The organism is Paenibacillus sp. FSL R7-0026, assembly GCF_038004485.1.
Taxonomy (GTDB): Bacteria; Bacillota; Bacilli; order Paenibacillales; family Paenibacillaceae; genus Paenibacillus; species Paenibacillus xylanexedens_A.
Genome location: NZ_JBBORG010000001.1, coordinates 6,359,388 through 6,383,262, shown reverse-complemented (window position 1 = coordinate 6,383,262; position 23,875 = coordinate 6,359,388). Strand labels below are relative to the sequence as shown.

Sequence of the window (23,875 nt, the reverse complement as noted above, 5' to 3'; positions counted from 1 at the left end):
GATCACCTCACGTCATATAGTGGGCTGCAGCCCTGAGTTCATTGTAAAAGTGAACGGATAAAAACAACATCATCAGTTGAGCAGATTGTAACGGTACAATTCATAGGATAGCTTTATAAAATCATCTCAAGAGATAATCATGGTTACGATGATATTGAAATACAATATATGGATGAGCTATTTCTTTTTCCGGGGTATGCTAACCCTTTGGAGTGGATATAGGTTAGAATATAGATAGATAGCAGGATTAGGAGATGGAAAAATGGCTAATGAAGAAGTGATTTTGACACAGGAAGGCTTGGAAAAGCTGGAGGACGAACTGAGGGAATTGAAGACAGTGAAGCGTAAGGAACTGGCTGAGCGTCTGAAACTCGCGATCAGTTACGGTGACCTGAAGGAAAATAGTGAGTATCATTCAGCCAAAGATGATCAGGCTTTTATGGAGACCCGGATTCTGATCGTGGAGAAGATGCTGAAAAACGCCAAAGTCATCACATCCGAGAACATGGATGCTACCAAAGTGGGTGTAGGTTCCACTGTATTGCTCAATGATATCGAATTCGCTGAGAAGATTGAATATAAAGTGGTTGGTCCTGCCGAGGCCGATGTTGCGGATAATAAAATTTCGTACGAGAGCCCGCTGGGCAAGGAGATAATGGGCAAAGAAGTGGGCAGCGTCATTCATGTCAATGCTCCGATGGGCGTTATCAAGTACGAGTTACTTCAAATTAAAGTGTAATTTAAAAAGAGAGGTGCTCCGCAGTCATCCAAGTGGCTGAGGGGACACCTCTTTTTGATTCTATTGGGCTTTGAACGGTTGGGAATACGGATTTGTTGAAATTTCATACGGTTGGACTAACGGACTTTATCACATACTGTGTTTAAGGAACTTATGAGATGAAGATTTCCGTGTGTTTTATATGTAAAAAAATAACATTTCGACAAATTTCGAATTTCGAATGACCTGACAAGGTGAGTAGTATATAATTACGGGAAAACTTTAAAGTGATGGAGTAGATACGATGAATTTTAGTAAGCCTAATCTAGATCAAGACAACGCTGGCAAAGGAGAGCGGTTCTCCCAAGCTGGATTTATCCTGGCGGCCATTGGTAGTTCGGTCGGTCTGGGCAACATGTGGAAATTCCCGTACATTACGGGTGAAAACGGAGGGGCTGCGTTTTTCCTGCTCTTCATCGTCTGTTTGCTGCTCATCGGTTTGCCAGTGCTCCTGGCTGAACTCGCGATTGGTCGCAGTGGCAGAGGTAGTGCAGCTACTGCTTTTATCAAAGCGGGTGGACATAAGGGTTGGCTCGCAGCCGGATTGCTGCAAGTATTGACGCCGTTTATCATCCTGTCCTTTTATGTCATTATTGCAGGCTGGACCTTGCAATATGCAATTACGTCATTCAGTGGAACATTGTTCAACAATCCGGATTATGCCGGACAGTTCAATTCCTTCATAGGTGGCTATATGCCGATTGTATGGCAACTGGTTTCAGTTCTGATCACAGGCTGGATTGTTGCCAAAGGGGTATCTAACGGAATCGAGAAGTTCAACAAGGTACTAATTCCAGCGATGTTGGTACTGCTCATTATCCTGATGATTCGTGCAGTTACATTGCCGGGTGCGGGAGCTGGGGTTTCCTTCTTCCTGAATCCGGACTTCTCACAGCTTACAACGGAATCCGCATTAGTGGCGCTTGGACATGCCTTTTTCTCCCTGTCCCTCGGGATGGGTATTCTTGTAACCTACGGTTCGTATGTGGATAAAAACCAATCCCTCGGTGCGGCAACCGTCGCCGTTGGTGCAGGTGACCTGATCTATGCATTCATTGCGGGTCTGATCATCTTCCCAACAACATTCTCGTTTGGTATTGCACCGGACCAAGGACCGTCACTGATCTTTGTGGCACTTCCTGCGGCCTTCTCAGCGATGCCACTTGGCTTCTTGTTTGGCGGACTGTTCTTCATCCTGCTGGCTATTGCGGCATTGACGTCAGCAGTATCCTTGCTGGAAGTTCCGGTGAAATATTTCATGGAACGTTTGTCCTGGAGCCGCAGTCGTGCGGTATGGGTTATCTCGCTAGCGGTCTTTATCGTGGGACTTCCTTCGGTATTGTCGCTCGGCTTGCAGCCTGAATGGACGATTGGATCGAAGAGTGTGTTCGACTGGATGGACTTTGTAGCATCCAACATCTTGCTGCCTGTAGGTGGACTGCTTGTGACGATTTTTGCCGGATACTTCTGGAAAACGGCTGCTGAAGCTTCCGGTCTGCGTTCCGGATGGTTCCGGGTGTGGCTGTTCATGCTGCGTTACGTAGCTCCGATCCTGGTTCTGCTGGTTCTACTGCACACATCCGGTATCATTCACTTCTAATGTTGAAGACCCGATAGGGTGAAAAATGTTCTGTTGTGCAGATTTACCATGGATAAAACCTCTTGGAAGAAATGCAAAAGCCCTTGTTTTCCCTCGACAATTTTGGGACAATACGGAGTAGAGGTTTTTTGGGTAGGACCGATAAGCCATATGCTTTTTTGCGAAAAGAGGATTATACAATGAACAAATCATCCATATATGGATTAACATTAGAGCAATTACGTTCCTGGCTGCCGGAGCATGGGCAGAAAAAATCCCGTGCATCCCGGATCTGGGAATGGTTATATCAAGAGCGTGTACACGATTTCCCCGCAATGACCGATGTCCGTCAGGAATGTCTGGATGTACTCTCCGAGTACTTCACAATGAACTCTCTTAGCGAACATGTGAAGCAGGAATCGGCAGATGGTACCGTGAAGTTTCTGCTTCGGATGCAGGACGGCAACCTGATTGAGACCGTATTGATGCGGCAAAAATACGGACTTACCGTCTGTGTGACCACACAAGTGGGCTGTAATATTGGCTGTAGCTTCTGTGCGAGCGGTCTGATCAAGAAGAGCCGTGACCTGACCGCTGGAGAGATTGTGGAACAGATTATGCATGTGCAGCGACATCTGGATGCAGCGGGTCAAGACGAACGGGTAACCAACGTGGTGGTGATGGGGATTGGTGAACCATTCGACAACTTCCAGCACATGAGTGATTTTATCGAAGTCATCAAGGATCGCAAAGGACTGGCTTTGGCCGCCAAACGGATTACTGTATCCACGAGTGGCCTTCCGGATAAAATCAAGGAATTTGCAGACAGCAGTCTGCAGGTTAACCTGGCAATCTCTCTGCATGCACCTAATAATGAACTGCGTACGCACATCATGAAGATCAACCGGGCTTTCCCGATTGAGCAATTGATGGATGCGGTGGATTATTATCTGGCTACAACGAACAAACGCATCATGTTTGAGTACATCTTGCTACGTGATGTTAACGATCAGCGTGAGCATGCCGCGGAGTTGGCTGAACTGTTGTCCAGCCGCAGAAGTATGGTCAGTGTGAATCTGATTCCATACAACCCGGTGGATGAGCACAGTCAGTATCAACGGAGTACAGAAGAATCGATTCTGGGCTTCTATGATACGCTCAAAAAGAACAACATCAACTCCACTGTACGTATGGAACATGGTACGGATATCGATGCTGCTTGCGGACAGTTGCGCAGTAAACAAATGAAGAACAAAGCTGCCGAATCCGAGCCAGACCGTCTGGCACTGGGATAAGATACAACGCGGAGCTGGCAGGTAAGTTAGGATACTTGGTTTCTCTTATCGGTGCCTGTACGTGCCATCTACCGTTGTTGAGTTCGCGAATGCGTTGCCTTAATGCAAAACGCCTCTGTAATCACTGAGAAGTGATAACGGAGGCGTTTTTTGGAATGTCATGATTTTAGTTTTTTGGTCATCAGCAGATGGGGAATGCCGTCTTCCATAAATACTTCCGAAGCGGGTGCATATCCGAGACGTTCGTAGAACCCGGAAGCTTGTACCTGGGCGTGCAGCTTGGCTTTCTCAAGACCATCAGCAACAGCCATCTGCTCCAGCTTGTCGATCAGCACACGGCCCAGGCCGTGTTTGCGGTAATCAAGCATGACACAGATCCGTTCCAATTTGGCGACCTGTTCCACAATGCGCAGTCTGGAGGAAGCAGCAGGTACACCGTCTACGTAGAGCAGAATGTGGCGTGCCTCCGCGTCTAATGTATCATAAGCATCGAATTCATCCGCTGCGGGCACGCCTTGTTCTTCGACGAAAATAGCAGTACGAATGGCGAAGCAGGCATCGAGCAATTCCTGATTATTAACTTCAACAATCATTGTATTCATGAATGTTTCTCCTTTGGGTGATCGTAATGTTATCCTGACGTGATAAACTGGTACATAACAGGAATATGGAACGAATCTCGTTCTTTTCAACTGTAGTTATACCATCAATTATGTTGCGAATGCAACAATTTTATAGGGGCGTGAGTGTGTTGACTGAAAAAAAAGAAGTGCTGCGAGAAATTGGTATGATAGCCCGCTGTCTGGATTCAATCAGTAATGTCGAGTTTCAGCATCTGAACCTGTCTCGTGGACAATATCTATATCTGTATCGAATCTGTGAGAATCCGGGCATTATTCCGAATCAGCTTGCTGAACTGATCAAAGTGGATCGCACGACTGCGGCCAGAGCTATTAGCAAACTCGAATCCGATGGATTCATTATTAAACAGCCAGCAATGGGTAATAAGAAGAATAAGGTGTTGTATCCCACCGAAGCTGGGCTTGAAGCATGGGAATTCATTCGTAAAGAGGGCGTGCATTCGGATCGGGTGACTCTGGATGGTCTGACTGAGGAAGAGATCGAGACCGCGGTCATGCTTCTCCGTCGAATGCGACATAATATCGAGGTGGACTGGAAATTTGTCAAAAAGGGTGGACGGCGACCCTACATGGATATTTCGGAATGAACAGAGGAACGATCCTTGACCCCTGCATCCCAGACTCTAGCCGGACCTATCCAAAGGAGAAGAGCCATTATGCCAGAGAAGCATCAGTACAGGAGGGAGTCATGAAACGGGTAAACCGGAAAAGGCTAACGTGGTGGATCATATTGGCAGTCAGTATCACGGCAGCATTAATTATTTTTGTGAAGGAGCGGTTTGTGATGAATGAATCATCCCCTACGGTATCCTTTGTTCAAGATCATATGACTAATCCCAATGGTACAATTGCGACCTATTTGCAAGATGCTACCTCAGAGAGAGCGGACATCGTAGCAGGCAGAGAGGCTTTATCTGAGTCACTTGGTCTTTGGATGCAATATGCTGTAGCCAAGAATGATCAGGCGTTATTCGAGGAAAGCTATGAACTGCTGACCACCTATTTCCTCATGCCGCAAAAATATATTGCCTGGAAGCTGGATGCCAAAGGTGAATCTCAAGTGACTACCAACGCGCTTGGCGATGATTTTCGAATTGTGGGTGCTTTATTAAAGGCAGCAGATCAATGGAAACAAGGAAGAGAAGCCAAACTGGAAACAGCTTCGGAAATATCCCGTACACTTTCGCAATCAGTTCAGAATAAAGGATATTATGTTGATTTTCACGATTTTGCGAGTGGTCACTCCACAGATACATTAAGCCTGGTTTATGTTGATCTCCCGTCTCTTCAATTGATGGAAAAACATCAGATGGTGGAACCGGGAACCTATGCCAAGTACGAAGCTTTGCTGAAGAAGATGCCTGACGATGGATTGTTCTATCCGAAGACCTTCGATGTGGTCCATAAAAAATATACGTATGATGATACGGTGAATCTGATCGACCAGTTGATCGTGGCGAATCATCTAACGGTGACCGACCGTAAACCGGACAAGCTCATTTCTTTTTTGAAAAAGGAGTTCAACACCCGGCATCAGCTGCCCGGACAGTATAAGCGAGAATCACGTACACCTGCCGTCTCTTATGAATCTTCCTCGGTATATGGCCTCGCCATCTTACTTGCTGTTCGTTCAGGTGATCCAAAATGGGCCAAACAGTTGTATAACCATATGACTACGTTGCGTGGTCAGGACTCTCGTTATCCAGGTGGATATGTATTTGACGGTAACACACATCTGTTTGATAATCTTTTTCCTTTATTGGGAGAAAGTAATTTACAGAAAAATATTAAAAAGTAATAATTTTGTCATTTAATGAATTATGGAATGTGTTAGCATAGTTTTGTCTAATGATGTCATAAATTGTTGAAACATAAAAGAAGTGAGGTTTAACAAGCGTTCTAAAACTTCAACGGAGAGAAGGAACTATGAGGAATAAAGCACCTACCCGCCGTATTGCATGGGGATATGCTCTTTTAATTGGACTAGCCCTCATGCAGCAACTGATAATTTATCTTAAAGTGTACATGGATCAGAGCTACACTACAGGGGATTTGATTTTTAGTGTCGTGTCGCTGGGTACCTTGGTTTTTGGTCTTTTTCTGCCTGTTGGTGTATCCGTCGTGACGGGGTTTGTATATCTGGTCTCTTATTTTGTGTGGCTTGTTACTTATGCTGATGCAAATGTGCTTGTATTCTCCTGGTGGTTGCTCATCCCTGCCAACGTTGCCGTGGCTGCGTTCATCAAGGCAAGTCTGTTGCGCAGTGCGCGTGTAGTGGAACGTCTCCAGGATATGCAGAACCGCAACCCGGAAATCGATCTGGATACCACGCTTGGTAATAAAGGAGCTCTGGCAGATACGTTAATCAAACACAGTAATCTTGCTCGTCGGTACTCCGAAAAGTATGGATTCAGCATTGCCATGTTCAAGATTGAATTCTTGCCACTGGTGATGGAATCCCTCGGTTCTGTCCGGTATGCACAATTCCTGCTTGAAATCTCGGGTACGATCCAGAAGCAGATTCGATATGAGGATTATAAATTTTTCGTCGATCGTGGGCGATTTGTCATCTTATGTCCAATGGTGAATGTGGAATACCTTCCACTTCTTACACAGCGGATCAAAAAAGCCATCATGGAGCTTCATATTATTGATAAAAAGGGAAATGAGCTGCAGACGGTGATACGCTCGGGTGCTCTGGTATTCCAAAAGGAGCAATTTAGCAAGTACGAGGACATTGACTCGGTTATTGCTGCCCTTGAACGAAACACAGAGACCGATCTCATCGGTGAGTATATATAACGGGAAGGAGAGAGGCGCTGTGGACTATATGTCCTGGTTCATCCCGATCTGTATCGCCGTCAGTTCTTTATTTGCGGTATTCACGATTTGGTTAACAATTGCAACCCTTCGCTTTCGGTCGAAAGTTATTCGCAAGTATGATCGGAGGAAAGTAAGTGGCTGATTTTATATTAATATTATCCATATTTAGTATCTGGATTGCCGTATTCGAGTCCATTGTTATTATGGCAGGTGCGATTCGTTTTATTAATAAACAGGAAAAAAAAGGGATTCAGATCCCTGAAGATATGAATCATTATCCAACAGTCACGGTCATGGTACCTGCGCACAACGAGGGTAAGGTCATTGTCGCGACGGTAGAGCACATCCTGCGCTTGAATTATCCGGAGGATAAAGTTCAGGTCATCGTGATCGCGGATAACTGTACAGATGATACCGCAGAGAAGCTAAGATCATTCCTCAGTCAGACCAGTTATTTGCATCGCAATGTGACGGTAATGGAGCGAAAAGGAACAGGTGGCAAGTCCGGGGCATTAAATGACGGATTGGAAATTGCCACGGGTGATTGGATCTGTATCTTCGATGCAGATGCCGCACCTGAACGGAATTCATTAATGTTTTTGGCGCAAAAATCGCTTGAGAACCCTGAACAATATGGCGTGGTTTTTGGCCGAAACAAAGCACGCAACAGAGGACAGAATTTCCTCTCCAAATGCATCAATCTGGAGATCATTACTTCGCAACGTGTGTATCACACAGGACTTTGGGAATTGTTCCAGCTGGGTTCCATCCCGGGAACGAATTACATTATCAAAACCGAGTTGATCCGGGAGATTGGTGGCTGGGATGTGACAGCCATTACAGAAGATACCGCGTTGTCATTCGAGATTTTGAATCGTGGACAGTTTGTGGCACTTGCGCCGCAAGCGGAAGCTTATCAGCAGGAGCCGGAACAGCTTAGTGTATACATGAAGCAGCGCGAGCGCTGGGCTAAGGGGAACTACCAGGTGGTACTGGATAATATTCATAACCTGTTTAACCGTTCCAGTTGGCGTAATAAGTTGCTGGTCATCTATTATGCCGTCAGTTATTTCTGGTTTATGCTTGCGATCATTGTATCGGATATTATATTTCTCGTGAATCTGGTCTATCAGGTCATTGCGATATTTAAACCAGAGGTAAGTTCACCGTTCCAGTTTGCCGGCGATGCATATGTGTTCTTGGTCATTGGTTGGGCACTCATGTACTTTATTTATGTGTTACAGATCAATCTGGCACTTGCCGCAGATATTGGACAGAGCAATACTCGTAATTTCATCTATGCCTGCGTGTCCTATTTCACGTATGCACAGCTGTTCATCCTGATCTCGATCAAGGCTTTCTATTCCTTGATCATGGACAAGATTCGGAAACGCGAAAGCAAATGGTACAAAACAGAACGTTTTGGCTAAGCGGCGAAAATTTTATAAGTGTAAGGCAGAAAGGCTGTTTGCTGGTTAACTCCAGACAACAGCCTTTTTTTGTTATAGCCAGACACATCCATATTCTGTATACTCTTAAGGCTGTAAATAGGAAGCATGCTTATCCGAATGGAGGGTCACGGAATGAAGGACAGAGGATCGGATTTTTACGATGATCAGGCGAACTTTGAGAAGTATATGGAACGTCGCAAGTGGCAGGAGAACGCCAATGATACATTGGAGAAGCCGGTGATGCTGGAGTTGATTGGAGATGTTGCCGGCAAGAACATACTGGACCTTGGTTGTGGAGATGCAAGGTTCGCCGCAGAATTGCTGAGTAGGGAGCGCGAAGGTGCGACGTATACGGGGATTGAGGGTTCTGTGAATATGATTCAGGTAGCTAACGAGTCAGTAAAAGGATTGAATGCCCGGATTGAGCAAGCGTTCATGGAAGACTGGACCTACCCAGCCGGAGTGTACGATCTGGTTATATCGAGACTGGCTGTTCACTATATTGAAGATGTGGAGAGCCTGTTCCGCAACATATACAATACGTTGAAAGAGAACGGGACATTTGTATTCTCGGTAGAACATCCTGTGATCACGTCCACGCTGCAACCCTCCGGGACTCGAACCAATTGGGTAGTTGATCAGTATTTTGTGGAAGGATTCCGTGAGCAGCAGTGGCTGGGCGGTTCTGTGAAAAAGATGCATCGTTCCATTGAATCGTACTTTATGGCATTGCAGCGGGCAGGGTTCCGTGTAGAACATTTACGTGAGTCAGCACCACAACGTGCTTATTTTGTAAACGAGGAAACCTATCTGCGCAGGCAACGCATTCCGCTATTTCTGTTTTTAGGTGCGCGGAAATAGGATAGTGATAAAGCGTATAGATAAATAGAAGGACACAACTAAGTTATACTCATAAATTAGAAAGTTCTACACAGAAAACGGTGGATAACACTAGATATAGGAGTAAAAGGCCCGAAATCTATCCACATGTGGATAAGATATTGGGCTTTTTACTGTTATGTTTCTACACCTATACTACTTTTGCTGTGTATAACCCCGCAATTATGAATCCGCCGCTGCTCTGACATAGACACGATCCCCGTGCCGATCCACTTCCACAGGTGCCTCGAAGAAGTTGCTCAGCACTTCGGTGTTCATCAGCTCGCTAGTTAATCCGCTATTCACGATTTCACCCCTGCGTAGCAAGAGACTGTGACTAAACACGGGCAATATTTCCTCGGTATGATGGGTGACGTAGATGAGCGAAGGGGTATCTGGACGCTGTGATAGTTCACGGATGCTGTCCAGCAGTCGCTCCCTTGAGAACAGATCCAGTCCATTGCAAGGCTCGTCCAGAATGAGTACGCGTGGATTGGCCATGAGTGCTCGGGCAATAAGGAGTTTCTGTTTCTCGCCTTGAGAACAGGTACGATATTCCCGATCCCACAGGTGCTGACAGCCCAGCGTTTGCATCAATTCCTGTGCCTGATCCAGATCATCATCTGACAGCTTGTCATACAAGCCAATGGTGGCATGTTTACCGCTGATCACCACATACTGCGTGCGGTCCGTGCCGTACAATTTCTCTTGCAGAGACGAACTGACCCAGCCGATGGATTTGCGGAGCTGCCTCAGATCCACATCACCATATTCATGGCCTAACACGGATATCTTGCCTTCGGTCGGCCAGAGATACCCGGTGATCATGTTCAGGAGTGTTGTTTTGCCGGAGCCATTCAGGCCAAGCAACGCCCAGTGTTCACCATCATTAACCTGCCAGCTCACATCGTTCAGCAGGGTAAGTGGTCCCCTTTTCCAAGTGACATGCTGTACATCAATAATCATGCGTTATTCCTCCCTTCTGTTATCCTCAATTCTCCTAGGTGTATTGTAGTCACAACATCAGTGAGGTTTCAACGGTTATCACGCTGTTCTTGGTTGGTCCTTACGCAGAAATACAGCACACACACCAAGCAGTGGCAAAAATGAACATAACTTGATAACAAACGCAATGCTGGTCACGTCAATTAAGGAACCTAACACAACCGAGCCAAGTCCAGCCATTCCGAACGACAGGCCAAAAAACAATCCGGATACCGTTCCAATATGACGAGGAAGCAATTCCTGCGCATAAACAATGATGACGCTGAAGCCGGACATCAGGATGAGTCCAATCATTCCGCACAACACCATTGACAAGACGGGTCCCGCATAAGGTAGCAACAGGGAAAACGGTGCAGTACCTGCAATGGAGAACCAGATCATCGGTTTGCGTCCGTAGCGGTCAGCGAGTGGGCCGCCGAGCAAGGTTCCGACCATACCTGCAAATTGCAAAATAAATAGACAGATCTGTGCCTGGGAGAGCGGCAAGTCATATGCATCGGCGTAATAGAAGGCGTAGTACCCGGTCATGCCTGCAATATATACGAATTTGGAGAACAGCAGCAGGATGAGAATTCCCATTGTAAAAGCGATGAATCCCCTGCTCACAGGCCGAGCTGCTGGCTCTGAGCCGCTTGATTTTAGAGGGCGTTGCTGAGGAATGCGAGTCTCGGCAAGCTTGTCTCTGTACCAACGACTGACCAAAGACTGAATGAAGATGCCAATCAGGGCAAAGCCCATCAGCCATAGAAAACTACGCTGCCCATGTGGCAGCAGGATGAAGGCGACCAGTAATGGAGCAATAGCCTGTCCTGTGTTGCCTCCCACCTGGAAGATTGACTGCGCCATTCCTCGTCCACGGCCGGCTGCCATATGAGCCACGCGTGAGGATTCGGGGTGCAGGATGGATGAGCCTATGCCAATCAATGCTGCCGAAACAAGCAGCATCCATAACTCGGAAGACAAGGCTAAACCGAGAACACCGATCAGGGAGAATAACATGCCTCCGGGAAGCAGGATCGGCATGGGCTTGCGATCCGACATATAACCGACCAGTGGCTGAAGGACTGATGCGGTAATATTCAGGGTGAAGGCAATCCAGCCCATCTGGGCGAAACTGAGCTGCATGGTCTGCTGGAATAACGGGAAAGCAGACGGAACCACCGTCTGCATCGCATCATTCAGCAGATGGGCGAAGCTGACTCCGGCGAGTGCCCAATTGGCGGAGGAGTTGATTTGCATTTTGCTTAAAGTGGTCTGAGCCATGGGAGATCACCTCGAATTATTTTTTTCTATGATAAAAGATGGGGGCAGATCATGTCTTTGTGAAAAGTGCTTGGAAAGTGAGCACGATTTGCTATAATGTCAGCAGGTGAGCAAACGATGGAATTAAACATGACGCTAAATGGGTTGAAATTATGGAAAGCTACCGGAGGGTTCGCAAATGAACCTCATGTGCATGATGACTGGTATCAGCTAACGCTGCCGGTCAGAGGCCAATGTCATCTGGTACAGGAACGGCATGCATACCCGCTAAAAGCAGGCATAGGGATTATTGCTCATCCCCAGACTGAGCATTATTTTGAGATAGGGTCGGATTCGGCTGTCATTGTGATCAAGTTCCGTAAACCGCCATTAGGCAGTTTCGAAGGTGCGGAGTTAAGTGGGGGGCGAGCTGAGTTTCGACCTACCCAGACTTTTGATCCTGCTGAGATCAGCAGTCTGTTTCGAAGCTGGAATTCCATTTTGTTGGATGACGTGCCCGACTTGCTGCAAGTGCAGGAAACCGAGCTGGCGGTCGAGACGTATCTAAGACGCACGTTGACGGGGCAGGAAAATGGTAAAGGGACTGTGGATCACGGTACATTCATTGACCCTCATCTCCAACGAGTGTTGGATTACATTCATAGTGCCTATACAAGCCCAATGGATATTGATTCGATGGCGATGGTTGCGCATCAGAGCCGGTATCATTTTATGCGTTCTTTCAAAGCTCTTACGGGAACAACACCGTATCAATATTTGCTGAATTTGCGCGTAGAAGAAGCGTCCAAGAGGCTTCGCCATACAACAGATTCAGTGACCACAATCAGTTTTGAACTGGGATTTTCCAGCGTCAGCCAGTTTTACAGAGCCTTTCAGCGAGTGTATGTTATGACACCGATGGAATATCGGAATCACATTTAGATTTTAACGGGCAGTCTCGCATATGCGAGACTGTATTTTAGTACGTTACAACATGACACTGATTTTTGTTGTTGCCAAACATTGAAGACTTTGCTAAGATGGGAAAAAGTTTATGTAAGCGTATACATTTAGGTTAAAATTACAACGTTGTAATTATGGTTATGGCAAGTATTGAAAAGAAAGAAATACGGTGTGAGGAGGACTAATCCAAGCTAATATCTTGTTATTATGCAGAATAATATAGGTTGTTACAAAATGTGAATGAAATGAATAACAAATACGTCAGTGAAATGACAATTATTTTTTATTCAAAAATTCAAACGTTGTAATTATGTAGCAAAGGGGAGTGTTTCACGTTGAAAAAACGCATGTCCACGCTGTTCAGCCTGATCAGACGGGATAAATATTTGCTACTGATGTTTTCGCCTATCTTTCTGTATTACCTCATCTTCATGTACCTTCCGATGCCTGGCGTGCTGTTGGCATTTCGCAATTTCTTGCCGGGGCAGGGCATGCTCAGCGGGGAGTGGGTGGGGCTGCGCTGGTTCGAACAGTTTGTGAATTCCATTTACTTCTGGCGACTGCTGCGTAACACATTTTTGCTCGCCTTCCTGCCCCTCCTGTTTGGCTTCTCCATTCCGATTTTATTCGCTGTCTGCATCGTGGAGATCAAGAACCGGACATTCAAGCGATTTGCCCAGACCGTTACGTACCTTCCTCACTTCATCTCCACTGTTGTTGTAGCCGGCATGATTATTAACTTCCTGTCACCAACAGACGGTATCGTGAACACTCTCATCGCGAGTCTTGGCATGGAAAAAGTGAACTTCATGATGGATGCGAGCTGGTTCCGTACCATCTTCACAAGTTCCGACATCTGGCAAAGTTTTGGCTTCAGTTCCATCATCTACATTGCAGCCATTATGGGGATCGACCCCGAGATGTATGATTCCGGCAAAATTGATGGCGTCAACAAATTCCAGGAGCTATGGCACCTGACCCTTCCCAGTATCAAACCAACCATTGTCATTCTTCTGCTTCTGTCGCTTGGCGGCATTATGAGTGTAGGTTTCGAGAAAGTATATCTGCTCTACAACGGAGCCACCTACGAAACGGCTGATGTCTTGTCCACCTATGTATACCGGATGGGGATTGAGGGCCAGAATTACGGCTTCGCCACAGCGGTCGGCCTGTTCAACTCCATTATCACCTTTATCCTTGTTTTTGCTGCCAATTCCATGACACGCCGCCTGACCAAGATGTCACTCTGGTAAGACTATACCCCGGACCAAAGGAGACCTGTATGCAAAAATCGAGAAGTGACCGTTTGTTCTACGGATGTGTCTACCTGCTGACCATACTGGCGGTTGTTGTCACGTTGTATCCCTTTCTGTACGTCATTAGTATTTCATTCAGCTCGGTGGATGCCATCGACAAACAAAAAGTTGTATTGTGGCCCGTTGGATTTACCCTGTCAGGTTACCAAATGGTACTGCAATACAAGGAGTTGTGGGTTTCGTTCTACAACACCCTCTGGTACACGGTGGTAGGCACACTGTTGAACATTGTGGCAACATGTCTTGCCGCGTTTCCATTATCCAGACAGCAGTTTTTCTTACGTCGCAAGCTGAATTTCTTCATCGCCTTCACCATGTATTTCTCGGGTGGACTCATTCCGGTCTACATGCTGATTACCTCGCTTGGGCTGTACAACACTCGCTGGGTTATGGTGCTGCCTGTGCTGGTGATTACATTTAACGTCATGATCTGCCGCTCAGCGTTCGAAGGTATTCCGAATGAAATATTTGAAAGTGCCAGTATAGACGGGGCCAACGAGATGACGATGCTGTATCGTCTGGCGGTTCCGATCATTAAGCCAACACTGGCTGTGCTCACGCTGTACTATGCGGTATTCCACTGGAACAACTTTTTCACGGCCCTATTATATCTGGGCAAACAGGATATGCAGCCCTTACAGATGTTCCTGCGAAGAGTGCTGATTATGGCTTCGCCGGAAGTGATGCAGAAGATGGGCGGTACGATGACATCCGGTGCGCTGGCGGTCTCCTCCCTTCAGGTTCGTTATGTATCCATTGTGGTCAGCATCTTGCCTATTGTTACAATCTACCCGTTTATCCAACGGTACTTCGTTAAGGGGATTACCCTCGGAGCCGTGAAAGGATAGCTTTACTTACTTGAGTGTCATGTCATTCAAGGGAGCTCAAAATGGTTCATACCAAGGAGGAATGATGGATGAGATTTAAAGGGGCAGGAAGAAAAAGTGTAATCGCAGCGATACTGGCAATCAGCCTGGCGGGATGTAGCGGCGGAACAGGGGCGGGAACCGATGCGGGGAGCACCCCGTCCAGTTCGGAGCCAGCCTTCAATTATACTGGAGCAGGGCCGGTGACGGATCAACCGGATGCCAAGTTGTCTATTCTCGGCACTAACGCTTGGACGACCAATGTGGACTTGTCCACCGCAGCCATCGTGAAGAAAATTGAGAGCAACGCCGGTGTAACGGTGGATTGGGATCTGATTCCGCCCCAGAACTATGCGGATGCCGTAAATCCGAGGCTGGCTGCCGGTACCGGCTTGCCCGATATCGTGTACCTGCCGGATCAGGATCAACTGATGAAATACATTAACAGCGGTCTGTTCATTCCGATTAATGAACTGGTAGAGAAGTACGGCGTGAATCTCAAAAAAATATATGAAAAGTCGCCTTCGGTCAAAGCCAGTTTAACAACGCCAGATGGTAAAATGTATTATATCCCGCAGCAGACGTTAACCCGCAACTACATGCCGGTATTTATGGTTAATGTGCGCTGGCTTGATAAGCTGGGATTAAGCGAGCCGACCACGCTGGATGAATTCACGGCGATGCTGCGCAAATTCAAGACAGATGACCCGAACGGCAACGGAAAAGCCGATGAGATTCCGCTGTCCATGGAAGCAAAATTTGTGTCAATGGCCTTTGGCCCGGCATTTGGTCTCGACCTGTCCAACCAGTTCTACGCAGATGATCAGGGCAAAGTACATTTCAGCTATTATGAGCCTACCTATAAGGAGTACTTGACCTATCTGAATGGACTGTACAAGGAAGGTCTGCTTGGGGTGGATTATGCGAGTACCACGAGTGATCAGGTCACGTCGCGCATCTCTCAGGATGTGACGGGAGCAACGTTTAATTTTAGCTGGTATATGTCGATGGTCTACAGTCCGTTGTTCAAGGATTACAGTCCGGAAGAGCCAATCATCAAAGGCATTTTACCACTGAAGGGACCGCATGGGGATCAGTTCTACGTAGGACGTACACCAGTTAGTGGCATCTTTGGCATTACACGTGATAGTAAAAATCCGGAACTTGCTTTCCGTTTCCTGGACTATGCCGTAAGTGAGGAAGCACAGACGTACTATACATGGGGCATCAAGGATGACACCTATACGGAAGAGAATGGTGTGAAGACATTTACGGACAAAGGCAAGGACAATGAATACATCCAGAAGCTTGGCATTGGTCCGGTGAATCTGCCGAACATTCAATCCACTGATTCTGCCGATTCCGTCGTAGCACCTTGGCATGCAAAAATGGATAAGGAACTGGAGCCGTATGTGCGCGAACCGTTCCCGTTTGTCTATGCCCTGCCGGATGAAGCGAGTGTGGAAAGCATGGCGATGCCTGACATCACCACATATGTGGAAGAGATGAACTTCAAGTTTATTAGCGGTGACGCCAGTCTGGACCAGTTTGACAGTTATATTGAGACGTTGAAAAAGATGAATATAGAGCAGGTTATTGCGGGCAGACAGGCACAATATGATCGTTATAAATCTGCACAGAAATAGGAAATTAGCGTTTCAGGCGTATGAGAGGTGTTGATTGATTTTGATAACCATTAAAGATATTGCCAAACTGGCGGGGGTGAGCTATAGCACGGTATCAAAGGCGCTGAATGATGATCCCCGAATCAAACCGGCAACAAAGCAGAAGGTGCTTGCGGTCGCGGAGAAACATCAATATCGGAAAAACATGCTGGCCCGGCAGCTTTCCACGGGCAGAAGCAACATCATCGGTTTTGTGCTGGATGAGTTGAGCAATCCGTTATTCTCGAACATCTCCGGGCGTCTGCACACCGAGCTGAAGAAGCGGGGATATCAGATGATCCTGGTTGTGGCGGATGATGGCGTGGATGTCTTCAGCCAGCTGCGCGTGGACGGCTGTATTCTGTGGGACTATGCACTGGACAATCGGGAGATGTTCTGGAAAAAGTTCGCAACACTCAACATGCCATGTTTTGTGCTGGGTACAGATGAAGCGCCGAACTCTCCTTACATCAAGATTGATCGCAAAGAAGGGCTGTTCAAAGCAGTGGAGCATCTGAAATCGCTGGGCCACAGCCGAATCGGATTCATCGGCAACTCCCAGCACGTAAAGCTGGAGGGATACCGGGAAGCGTTGCAGCGTACGGGTCTGGATTTCAACGAAGACCATGTGCTGCCAGCGCATTCCTCCTGGGAAGACGGGTATTTTGCCATACGTAATCATGCGTTTGGGCCAGATTCGCCGACAGCTTTTATTGGATTGAACAACCTGGTCACCCGAGGTGCGCTCCGGGCTTTGCTTGAGGCAGGGTACAGCGTTCCACGCGATATCTCGTTAATCGGGTATGATGATCTGCCGGATATGCAATATGCCGAAGTGGCCTTGACGACAATTGGTCCGCCTCTGGATGAACTGGCCGTGCAGGCAGCAGAGCTGATTGTATCGTTAATCCGTGATGAACAGGTCGATGTTCCGGTAGTTATTCAGCCCAAGCTGAACCTTCGCAATTCAACAGCAGTTAGTCATACATGTATTAGGTGAGTACAACACTCAAGGAGGAATTGCTTATGCAGGTACGGACACAGTTATCCTGGTCTGAGCGAATTGCAGCAACGATCATCCAGCAATGTGACGGGGACGGTTATCATGCGTTCCCTTCGGGACGATGGGCATACGTAGAAGGCATGACCTTGATGGCGATGGCACGAACCGGCCAGTATTATGGCAAACAAGAGTATGTTGATTTTATGAAAAAACATATGGACTTGTATATCCAGCCGGATGGCTCTATTGGCACCTATACTTTGGAAGAATATAATCTGGATCAGATTAATCAGGGGAAAAACCTGTTTACATTACTGGATGGTGCTGAAGATCAGCGTTACGCAGAAGCGGCGCATCTCTTGGCAGCACAACTTGCAGGGCAACCCCGCACGTCGGAGGGCGGTTTCTGGCACAAAAAAATCTATCCATTCCAGATGTGGCTGGACGGCCTTTATATGTCCTCTCCCTTTCTGTCCGAGTATGCGAAGACATTTCATCGTCCCGAGTTATGGGATGAAGTTGCACATCAGATTCTGCTGATCGAACGCCAGACCCGTGATCCGCGGACCGGGCTGCTCTATCATGGCTGGGATGAATCGAAGGAACAGATCTGGGCAGATTCATCGACAGGATGCTCGCCACACTTCTGGAGCCGGGCGATGGGCTGGTATGCTATGGCAATTGTGGACAGCGTGGAGCATTTCCCCGTGAATCATCCAAAGCGCGGAACCATCATCGGTATCTTCGAACGGATGTGTCATGCTTTGGTACGCGTGCAGGAGCAGGAAAGCGGGTTATGGTTCCAAGTGCTGGATCAGGGCTTCCGCAAAGGCAACTATCTGGAAGCATCCGGGTCAAGCATGTTTGTATATGCGCTTGCGAAGGGTGTGCGGTTGCGTTATCTGGAGCCACATTTCAGAGAGGTGGCGGAGAAGGGATGGCAGGGACTGTCCTCCAGATTGGTGGAAGAGACGGCTGACGGCGTTCGGTTAAACGGGATCTGTCATGGCGCAGGACTAAGCCTGGATCGGGATGGCTCGTACAACTACTATGTAACCGAAGCGGTTGTAAGCGATTCCTTTATGGGGGTGGCTCCGCTTCTGCTTGCAGCGCTGGAAATGGAGCGATTGCCATGACGCAGCAGAGACTGCCAAATACAGCATTGGAATCATCGCCTCCCTGTCTGACTGTTGCTTCAGACGGGACGGGGGATTATGTGACGATCCAGGCTGCAGTTGATGCGTTGCCGGAGAATGGCATCGGAAACGTCCCGATTCGCGTGAAGGCTGGTGTGTATCATGAGAAGCTGCATATGGAGAAGCCGGGCATCCATCTGATTGGTGACGGGGCGGAGCAGACAATCATTACGTATGATGATTATGCACTCAAGAAGTTCCCGGACGGGTCGCCATATCATACGTTTCATTCCTATACAGCTTTCATCGGTGCCGATGATTTCACGGCAGAGGAGATTTCCTTCGTAAATGCTGCCGGGCCGGGCAAGCAGGTTGGCCAGGCGCTGGCCGTTTATGTGGATGGAGACCGGGCGGTCTTTCGCCGCTGTCGTTTGATCGGTCACCAGGATACAATCTTCACCGGCCCGCTGCCGGAGCAGCCCATGGATCGCAGTTATTTTGGCGGGCCTCGCGATGGTGCTGAGCGGCGCAAACTGCGGCAATATTTCGAGGACTGTTACATCGAAGGTGATATCGATTTTATTTTTGGTTCGGCTACGGTGGTGTTTAAGGGCTGCGAGATCTTTACGAAGAATAGCCTGACTGAAGCGGAGGCTGCGGATGGACAAGTGAATGGTTGGATTACCGCAGCCTCTACGCCGGAGGATGTGCGTTACGGCTATGTGTTTCTGGACTGTGATCTGACCAGCAATGCTCCGCCGCAGTCGGTGTATCTGGGCAGACCGTGGCGCCATCATGCCAAAGTCTGTTTTCTGAACTGCTGGATCGGCGCTCATGTGAAGCGGGAGGGATGGCACAACTGGAACAAGACAGATGCAGAGCAGACCGTTCAGTATGCGGAATACAACAGCGCCGGGCCTGGTGCCGGAGGTGCTGCTGATCGTGTGCCTTGGGCCAAAATACTGACCGAACAGGAAGCGGCCGAGTACACTGTACCTCTGATTCTGTCCGGTGTGGATGAATGGCAGCCTTTAGAAGGGAGAGGGGAGCAGCGGCAATAAGATAAGCCCTCTTTTCTGCGAAATATCTAACACAGGTTTTCTTTCAAGTCTCCTAAGGAGTTGAAAGAAAACCTTTTTTGTGCGCTATATTACATTTTTCGCCCCCAATAGAACTATTTTATCCCTTATCTCTTTTGCATTTTACTGATTAAATACAGGGTGAGGATCTGTAAATTCCCTGTAAAATTTGGATGGTGCCTGCAAAAAAAGAACACGAGAGGGAAGGTCCATTTTGGTAAGGGAAGGGAGTGAAGTGACACGCAACATCAGATGGCTGAATGAGGCTGGCTCTAATCGATCACAGATCAGATGCAGGTGGACTATTGAAGTTTTGTTTGCAAGGTGAACGTATCCTTAGTACAGGAGGGATTTTGCTTGAATCAAGCTGTTCGATTCCGCCCGGTCATTACATTTGCTTTGGCAGTTCTTCTACTTATTACGTGGTTTGCACCGAGAGCCGATGCCGCCGCCCAGTGGCAGGCAGGCACCGCATACAAGAAAGGAGACCTCGTAACATATCAAAATAAAGATTATGAGTGTATTCAGGCACACACAGCGTTGACCGGATGGGAGCCCTCTATTGTGCCCGCGTTGTGGAAATACGTCGGGGAAGGTTCAGGAGGGGAAACGCCAACGCCAGATACGGCACCACCTTCTGTTCCTGCCGGTCTGACTTCATCCTCCATCACGAACACCTCTGTGAGTCTTTCCTGGAATGCATCCACGGATAATGTGGGCGTAGCGGGGTATGAGGTGTACCGGAACGGCGTTCTTGTGACAAGTACTTTAACTACAACAGCTGTAGTCACGGGACTGACAGCCAGCACGACTTATGCTTTTACGGTAAAAGCCAAAGATGCCGCAGGCAATATATCCGCTGCGAGCACCTCCCTCAGTGTGACAACTTCCAATGGATCTTCCAATCCGGGGCCAACCGGCGGCAAATGGCTGATTGGCTACTGGCATAACTTCGATAATGGTTCAACGAACATCAGACTTCGTAACGTATCAACAGCTTATGACGTCATTAATGTCTCCTTTGCCGAACCGATATCACACGGCAGCGGAACGCTTGCTTTTACTCCATACAATGCAACAGTAGCCGAATTCAAATCCGATATTGCCTATCTGCAAAGCCAGGGGAAAAAAGTACTTCTTTCCATGGGGGGAGCCAACGGTACCATTGAGCTCACCGATGCGACCAAGAGACAGCAGTTCGAAGATTCGTTAAAATCAATCATTTCCACGTATGGTTTCAATGGTCTAGATATCGATCTGGAAGGAAGCTCCCTGTCTCTCAATGCAGGGGATACCGATTTCCGTAGTCCAACTACACCGAAAATTGTTAACCTCATCCAAGGCGTGAAAGCGGTTAAGTCACACTTCGGCGCCAATTTCATCCTGACGGCTGCGCCGGAGACGGCTTATGTACAGGGTGGATATCTGAGCTACGGCGGTCCTTGGGGAGCATACTTGCCAGTCATCCATGCCTTGCGTAATGACCTGACCCTGCTTCATGTGCAGCACTATAACACGGGCTCCATGGTGGGGCTGGATGGACGCTCTTACGCCCAAGGGACAGCTGATTTCCATGTGGCCATGGCGGAGATGCTGCTTCAAGGCTTTCATGTAGGCGGCAGCACAGGCCCTTTCTTTAGTCCCTTGCGACCGGATCAGATTGCAATCGGTGTGCCGGCTTCCCAACAGGCTGCCGGAGGTGGTTATACAACGTCAGCCGATCTGCAAAAGGCACTGAATTACCTAATCAAAGGTGTGTCATACGGCGGTTCCTATACCTTGCTCCAGCCTGCGGGCTATGCGGGGATAAAAGGGATTATGACCTGGTCAATCAACTGGGACGCATATACGAATAACCAGTTTTCGAGCGCACATCGTCCGTTCCTGAACGGGCTGAGTACGCAAACGACAAAGGAGGTTGTGTATTAGATGATACATTTAAATAAACACACTGCTTTCAAGAAAACCGCAAAGTTTCTCCTGGGTCTATCCCTGCTCTTATCTGTCATTATTCCTTCCTTTGTGCTCCAACCGTCTACGGCAGCAGCTGCAGATTCTTATAAAATTGTTGGTTACTACCCGTCCTGGGCTGCGTATGGAAGAAACTATAATGTAACGGACATCGACCCAACCAAAGTCACGCATATCAACTATGCTTTTGCCGATATTTGCTGGAATGGTATTCATGGAAATCCGGATCCTTCGGGCCCCAATCCGGTGACTTGGACATGTCAGAATGAGAAGAGCCAGACAATCAATGTACCAAATGGAACGATCGTGCTTGGCGATCCATGGATTGATACAGGCAAGACATTTGCAGGGGATACGTGGGATCAGCCCATTGCAGGCAATATCAATCAGCTGAACAAGCTGAAACAGATCAATCCTAGTCTGAAGACAATCATCTCCGTGGGAGGATGGACATGGTCCAACCGCTTCTCCGATGTAGCTGCGACTGCTGCAACGCGAGAGGTATTTGCAAACTCTGCTGTCGACTTCCTGCGGAAATACAATTTTGACGGGGTAGATCTGGACTGGGAGTACCCGGTATCAGGCGGACTTGATGGTAACAGCAAACGTCCTGAGGATAAGCAGAATTACACACTGCTTCTGAGCAAAATCCGTGAGAAACTGGATGCTGCCGGAGCTGTGGACGGCAAGAAGTATCTGCTTACGATTGCAAGCGGTGCATCGACGACCTATGCTGCGAATACTGAGCTTGCCAATATAGCTGCCATCGTAGACTGGATTAATATTATGACATACGATTTTAACGGGGCCTGGCAAAAAGTCAGCGCGCATAACGCGCCGTTGAACTATGACCCAGCGGCTTCGGCTGCTGGGGTGCCGGATGCCAATACATTTAATGTGGCTGCCGGAGCACAAGGGCATTTGAATGCTGGCGTACCGGCCGCCAAACTTGTGCTTGGTGTTCCATTCTATGGCCGCGGCTGGGATGGATGCGCACAGGCGAGTAATGGTCAGTATCAGACCTGCACGGGAGGTTCTTCCGTTGGAACATGGGAAGCAGGCTCCTTTGATTTTTATGATCTGGAGACCAACTACATTAACAAAAACGGGTACACGCGTTACTGGAATGATACGGCCAAGGTACCATATCTCTATAATGCGACCAACAAGCGTTTTATTAGCTATGATGATGCGGAGTCTCTTGGATATAAAACCGCTTATATCAAGAGCAAAGGACTTGGCGGAGCGATGTTCTGGGAGCTTAGCGGTGACCGGAACAAAACACTTCAAAATAAACTGAAAGCCGATCTGCCTACCGGAGGTACAGTGCCTCCAGCAGATACGACGGCGCCAAGCGTACCCGGTAATGCCCGCTCGACAGGTATGACGGCCAATTCGGTGACGCTGGCCTGGAATGCTTCAACGGATAATGTGGGTGTTACCGGTTATAACGTCTACAACGGTGCCAATCTTGTGACCTCCGTCAACGGGACGACCGCAACAATCAGCGGACTGTCAGCGGGTACATCCTATAGCTTTACGGTAAAAGCAAAGGATGCGGCAGGTAATCTGTCTGCAGCCAGTAATGCTGTAACCGTAAGCACTGCCACTTCGCCGGGAGGTGATACGCAAGCGCCAACTGTACCGACGAACCTGGCATCAACGGCGCAAACAACATCCAGCATAACGCTGAGCTGGGCGGCATCCACGGATAACGTGGGTGTAACGGGTTATGATGTGTACAGTGGAACGACACTTGCGACATCCGTGACCGGAACGACAGCAACGATCAGCGGGCTTGCTGCGGATACCTCGTATACTTTTACGGTGAAAGCAAAGGATGCGGCGGGGAATGGTTCTGCTGCGAGCAACGCGGTGACCGTGAAAACAACAGCAGGAACGACAAATCCGGGCGTTTCCGCCTGGCAGGCAAATACAGCCTATACTGTAGGACAGCTGGTCACCTATAGCGGTAAGACGTATAAATGTTTGCAATCCCACACTTCCTTGTCAGGATGGGAACCATCCAATGTCCCTGCATTGTGGCAGGTCCAATAGTTAAAAAATGGATTACCACATTTTGAATTGAAACGTGCAGTTTTAGCGAGGCTTGGCTATAGGGAAGAGAATATAACGAAAAAACACCGGATACTGGTCCGGTGTTTTTTCGTTATATTATGTCAA

General features: G+C 48.0%; 20 protein-coding genes. 17 read left to right on the top strand and 3 right to left on the bottom strand.

Annotated elements, in window-relative coordinates; all coding sequences use genetic code 11:
* The first annotated feature begins 262 nt into the window (after positions 1-262).
* The 3 genes from greA to rlmN all read left to right on the top strand — a co-directional run bounded on the left by greA (position 263) and on the right by rlmN (position 3,652).
* Entirely contained in the window at positions 263-739 is a 477-nt protein-coding gene (gene greA / locus MKY44_RS27965) for a transcription elongation factor GreA (RefSeq protein ID WP_341009558.1), read from the top strand.
* Positions 740-1,022: 283 nt separating this feature from the next.
* On the top strand, positions 1,023-2,378 hold the full coding sequence (locus tag MKY44_RS27960) for a sodium-dependent transporter (protein ID WP_091035609.1): 1,356 nt from the start codon (positions 1,023-1,025) through the stop codon (positions 2,376-2,378).
* A 179-nt stretch (positions 2,379-2,557) separates the two neighbouring features.
* A complete protein-coding gene (rlmN, locus tag MKY44_RS27955) occupies positions 2,558-3,652 on the top strand; it encodes a 23S rRNA (adenine(2503)-C(2))-methyltransferase RlmN (RefSeq protein ID WP_341009556.1) in 1,095 nt (364 codons plus the stop codon).
* Positions 3,653-3,810: 158 nt separating this feature from the next.
* Here rlmN and MKY44_RS27950 read toward each other — a convergent pair whose 3' ends face one another.
* Positions 3,811-4,254, bottom strand: coding sequence for a GNAT family N-acetyltransferase (locus MKY44_RS27950; RefSeq protein WP_341009555.1), 444 nt, complete (start codon positions 4,252-4,254; stop codon positions 3,811-3,813).
* Positions 4,255-4,439: 185 nt separating this feature from the next.
* Here MKY44_RS27950 and MKY44_RS27945 point away from each other — a divergent pair, with 185 nt between their 5' ends.
* From MKY44_RS27945 to MKY44_RS27925, 5 genes are all read left to right on the top strand, one after another.
* A complete protein-coding gene (locus MKY44_RS27945; protein ID WP_341009964.1) occupies positions 4,440-4,880 on the top strand; it encodes a MarR family winged helix-turn-helix transcriptional regulator in 441 nt (146 codons plus the stop codon).
* Positions 4,881-4,981: 101 nt separating this feature from the next.
* Positions 4,982-6,091, top strand: coding sequence for a glycosyl hydrolase family 8 (locus MKY44_RS27940; protein WP_341009553.1), 1,110 nt, complete (start codon positions 4,982-4,984; stop codon positions 6,089-6,091).
* Positions 6,092-6,219: 128 nt separating this feature from the next.
* Positions 6,220-7,095, top strand: coding sequence for a diguanylate cyclase domain-containing protein (locus MKY44_RS27935; RefSeq protein ID WP_341009551.1), 876 nt, complete (start codon positions 6,220-6,222; stop codon positions 7,093-7,095).
* A 155-nt stretch (positions 7,096-7,250) separates the two neighbouring features.
* Positions 7,251-8,546: a glycosyltransferase family 2 protein gene (locus tag MKY44_RS27930; protein ID WP_341009550.1), complete on the top strand. Its 1,296-nt coding sequence runs from the start codon at positions 7,251-7,253 to the stop codon at positions 8,544-8,546.
* 153 nt (positions 8,547-8,699) lie between these two features.
* Positions 8,700-9,428 (top strand): class I SAM-dependent DNA methyltransferase, encoded by a 729-nt coding sequence (locus MKY44_RS27925; protein WP_341009549.1) that lies wholly within the window; start codon positions 8,700-8,702, stop codon positions 9,426-9,428.
* Positions 9,429-9,629: 201 nt separating this feature from the next.
* Here the strand turns inward: MKY44_RS27925 and MKY44_RS27920 are convergent, their stop codons facing one another.
* Entirely contained in the window at positions 9,630-10,412 is a 783-nt protein-coding gene (locus MKY44_RS27920; protein ID WP_341009547.1) for an ABC transporter ATP-binding protein, read from the bottom strand.
* Between the two features lie 78 nt (positions 10,413-10,490).
* On the bottom strand, positions 10,491-11,714 hold the full coding sequence (locus MKY44_RS27915) for an MFS transporter (RefSeq protein WP_341009546.1): 1,224 nt from the start codon (positions 11,712-11,714) through the stop codon (positions 10,491-10,493).
* Positions 11,715-11,831: 117 nt separating this feature from the next.
* Here MKY44_RS27915 and MKY44_RS27910 point away from each other — a divergent pair, with 117 nt between their 5' ends.
* The 9 genes from MKY44_RS27910 (at position 11,832) to MKY44_RS27870 (ending at position 23,749) form a co-directional block, all read left to right on the top strand.
* Positions 11,832-12,635, top strand: a complete 804-nt coding sequence (locus MKY44_RS27910) for an AraC family transcriptional regulator (protein WP_341009545.1) — start codon at positions 11,832-11,834, stop codon at positions 12,633-12,635.
* Positions 12,636-13,003: 368 nt separating this feature from the next.
* Positions 13,004-13,909: an ABC transporter permease gene (locus tag MKY44_RS27905; protein ID WP_047841090.1), complete on the top strand. Its 906-nt coding sequence runs from the start codon at positions 13,004-13,006 to the stop codon at positions 13,907-13,909.
* Between the two features lie 29 nt (positions 13,910-13,938).
* The gene (locus MKY44_RS27900) at positions 13,939-14,820 is read left to right on the top strand and encodes a carbohydrate ABC transporter permease (protein ID WP_036612222.1); all 882 of its coding nucleotides are present in this window, start codon (positions 13,939-13,941) and stop codon (positions 14,818-14,820) included.
* 68 nt (positions 14,821-14,888) lie between these two features.
* Positions 14,889-16,484, top strand: coding sequence for an extracellular solute-binding protein (locus tag MKY44_RS27895; protein WP_341009544.1), 1,596 nt, complete (start codon positions 14,889-14,891; stop codon positions 16,482-16,484).
* Between the two features lie 40 nt (positions 16,485-16,524).
* Positions 16,525-17,502, top strand: a complete 978-nt coding sequence (locus MKY44_RS27890; RefSeq protein ID WP_341009543.1) for a LacI family DNA-binding transcriptional regulator — start codon at positions 16,525-16,527, stop codon at positions 17,500-17,502.
* A 26-nt stretch (positions 17,503-17,528) separates the two neighbouring features.
* Positions 17,529-18,641: a glycoside hydrolase family 88/105 protein gene (locus MKY44_RS27885; RefSeq protein WP_341009542.1), complete on the top strand. Its 1,113-nt coding sequence runs from the start codon at positions 17,529-17,531 to the stop codon at positions 18,639-18,641.
* A complete protein-coding gene (locus tag MKY44_RS27880) occupies positions 18,638-19,702 on the top strand; it encodes a pectinesterase family protein (RefSeq protein WP_341009540.1) in 1,065 nt (354 codons plus the stop codon). The genes MKY44_RS27885 and MKY44_RS27880 overlap by 4 nt, the downstream gene beginning before the upstream one ends.
* A gap of 375 nt (positions 19,703-20,077) precedes the next feature.
* A complete protein-coding gene (locus MKY44_RS27875) occupies positions 20,078-21,649 on the top strand; it encodes a chitinase (protein WP_341009539.1) in 1,572 nt (523 codons plus the stop codon).
* On the top strand, positions 21,650-23,749 hold the full coding sequence (locus tag MKY44_RS27870; RefSeq protein WP_341009537.1) for a glycosyl hydrolase family 18 protein: 2,100 nt from the start codon (positions 21,650-21,652) through the stop codon (positions 23,747-23,749).
* Positions 23,750-23,875 lie beyond the last annotated feature (126 nt).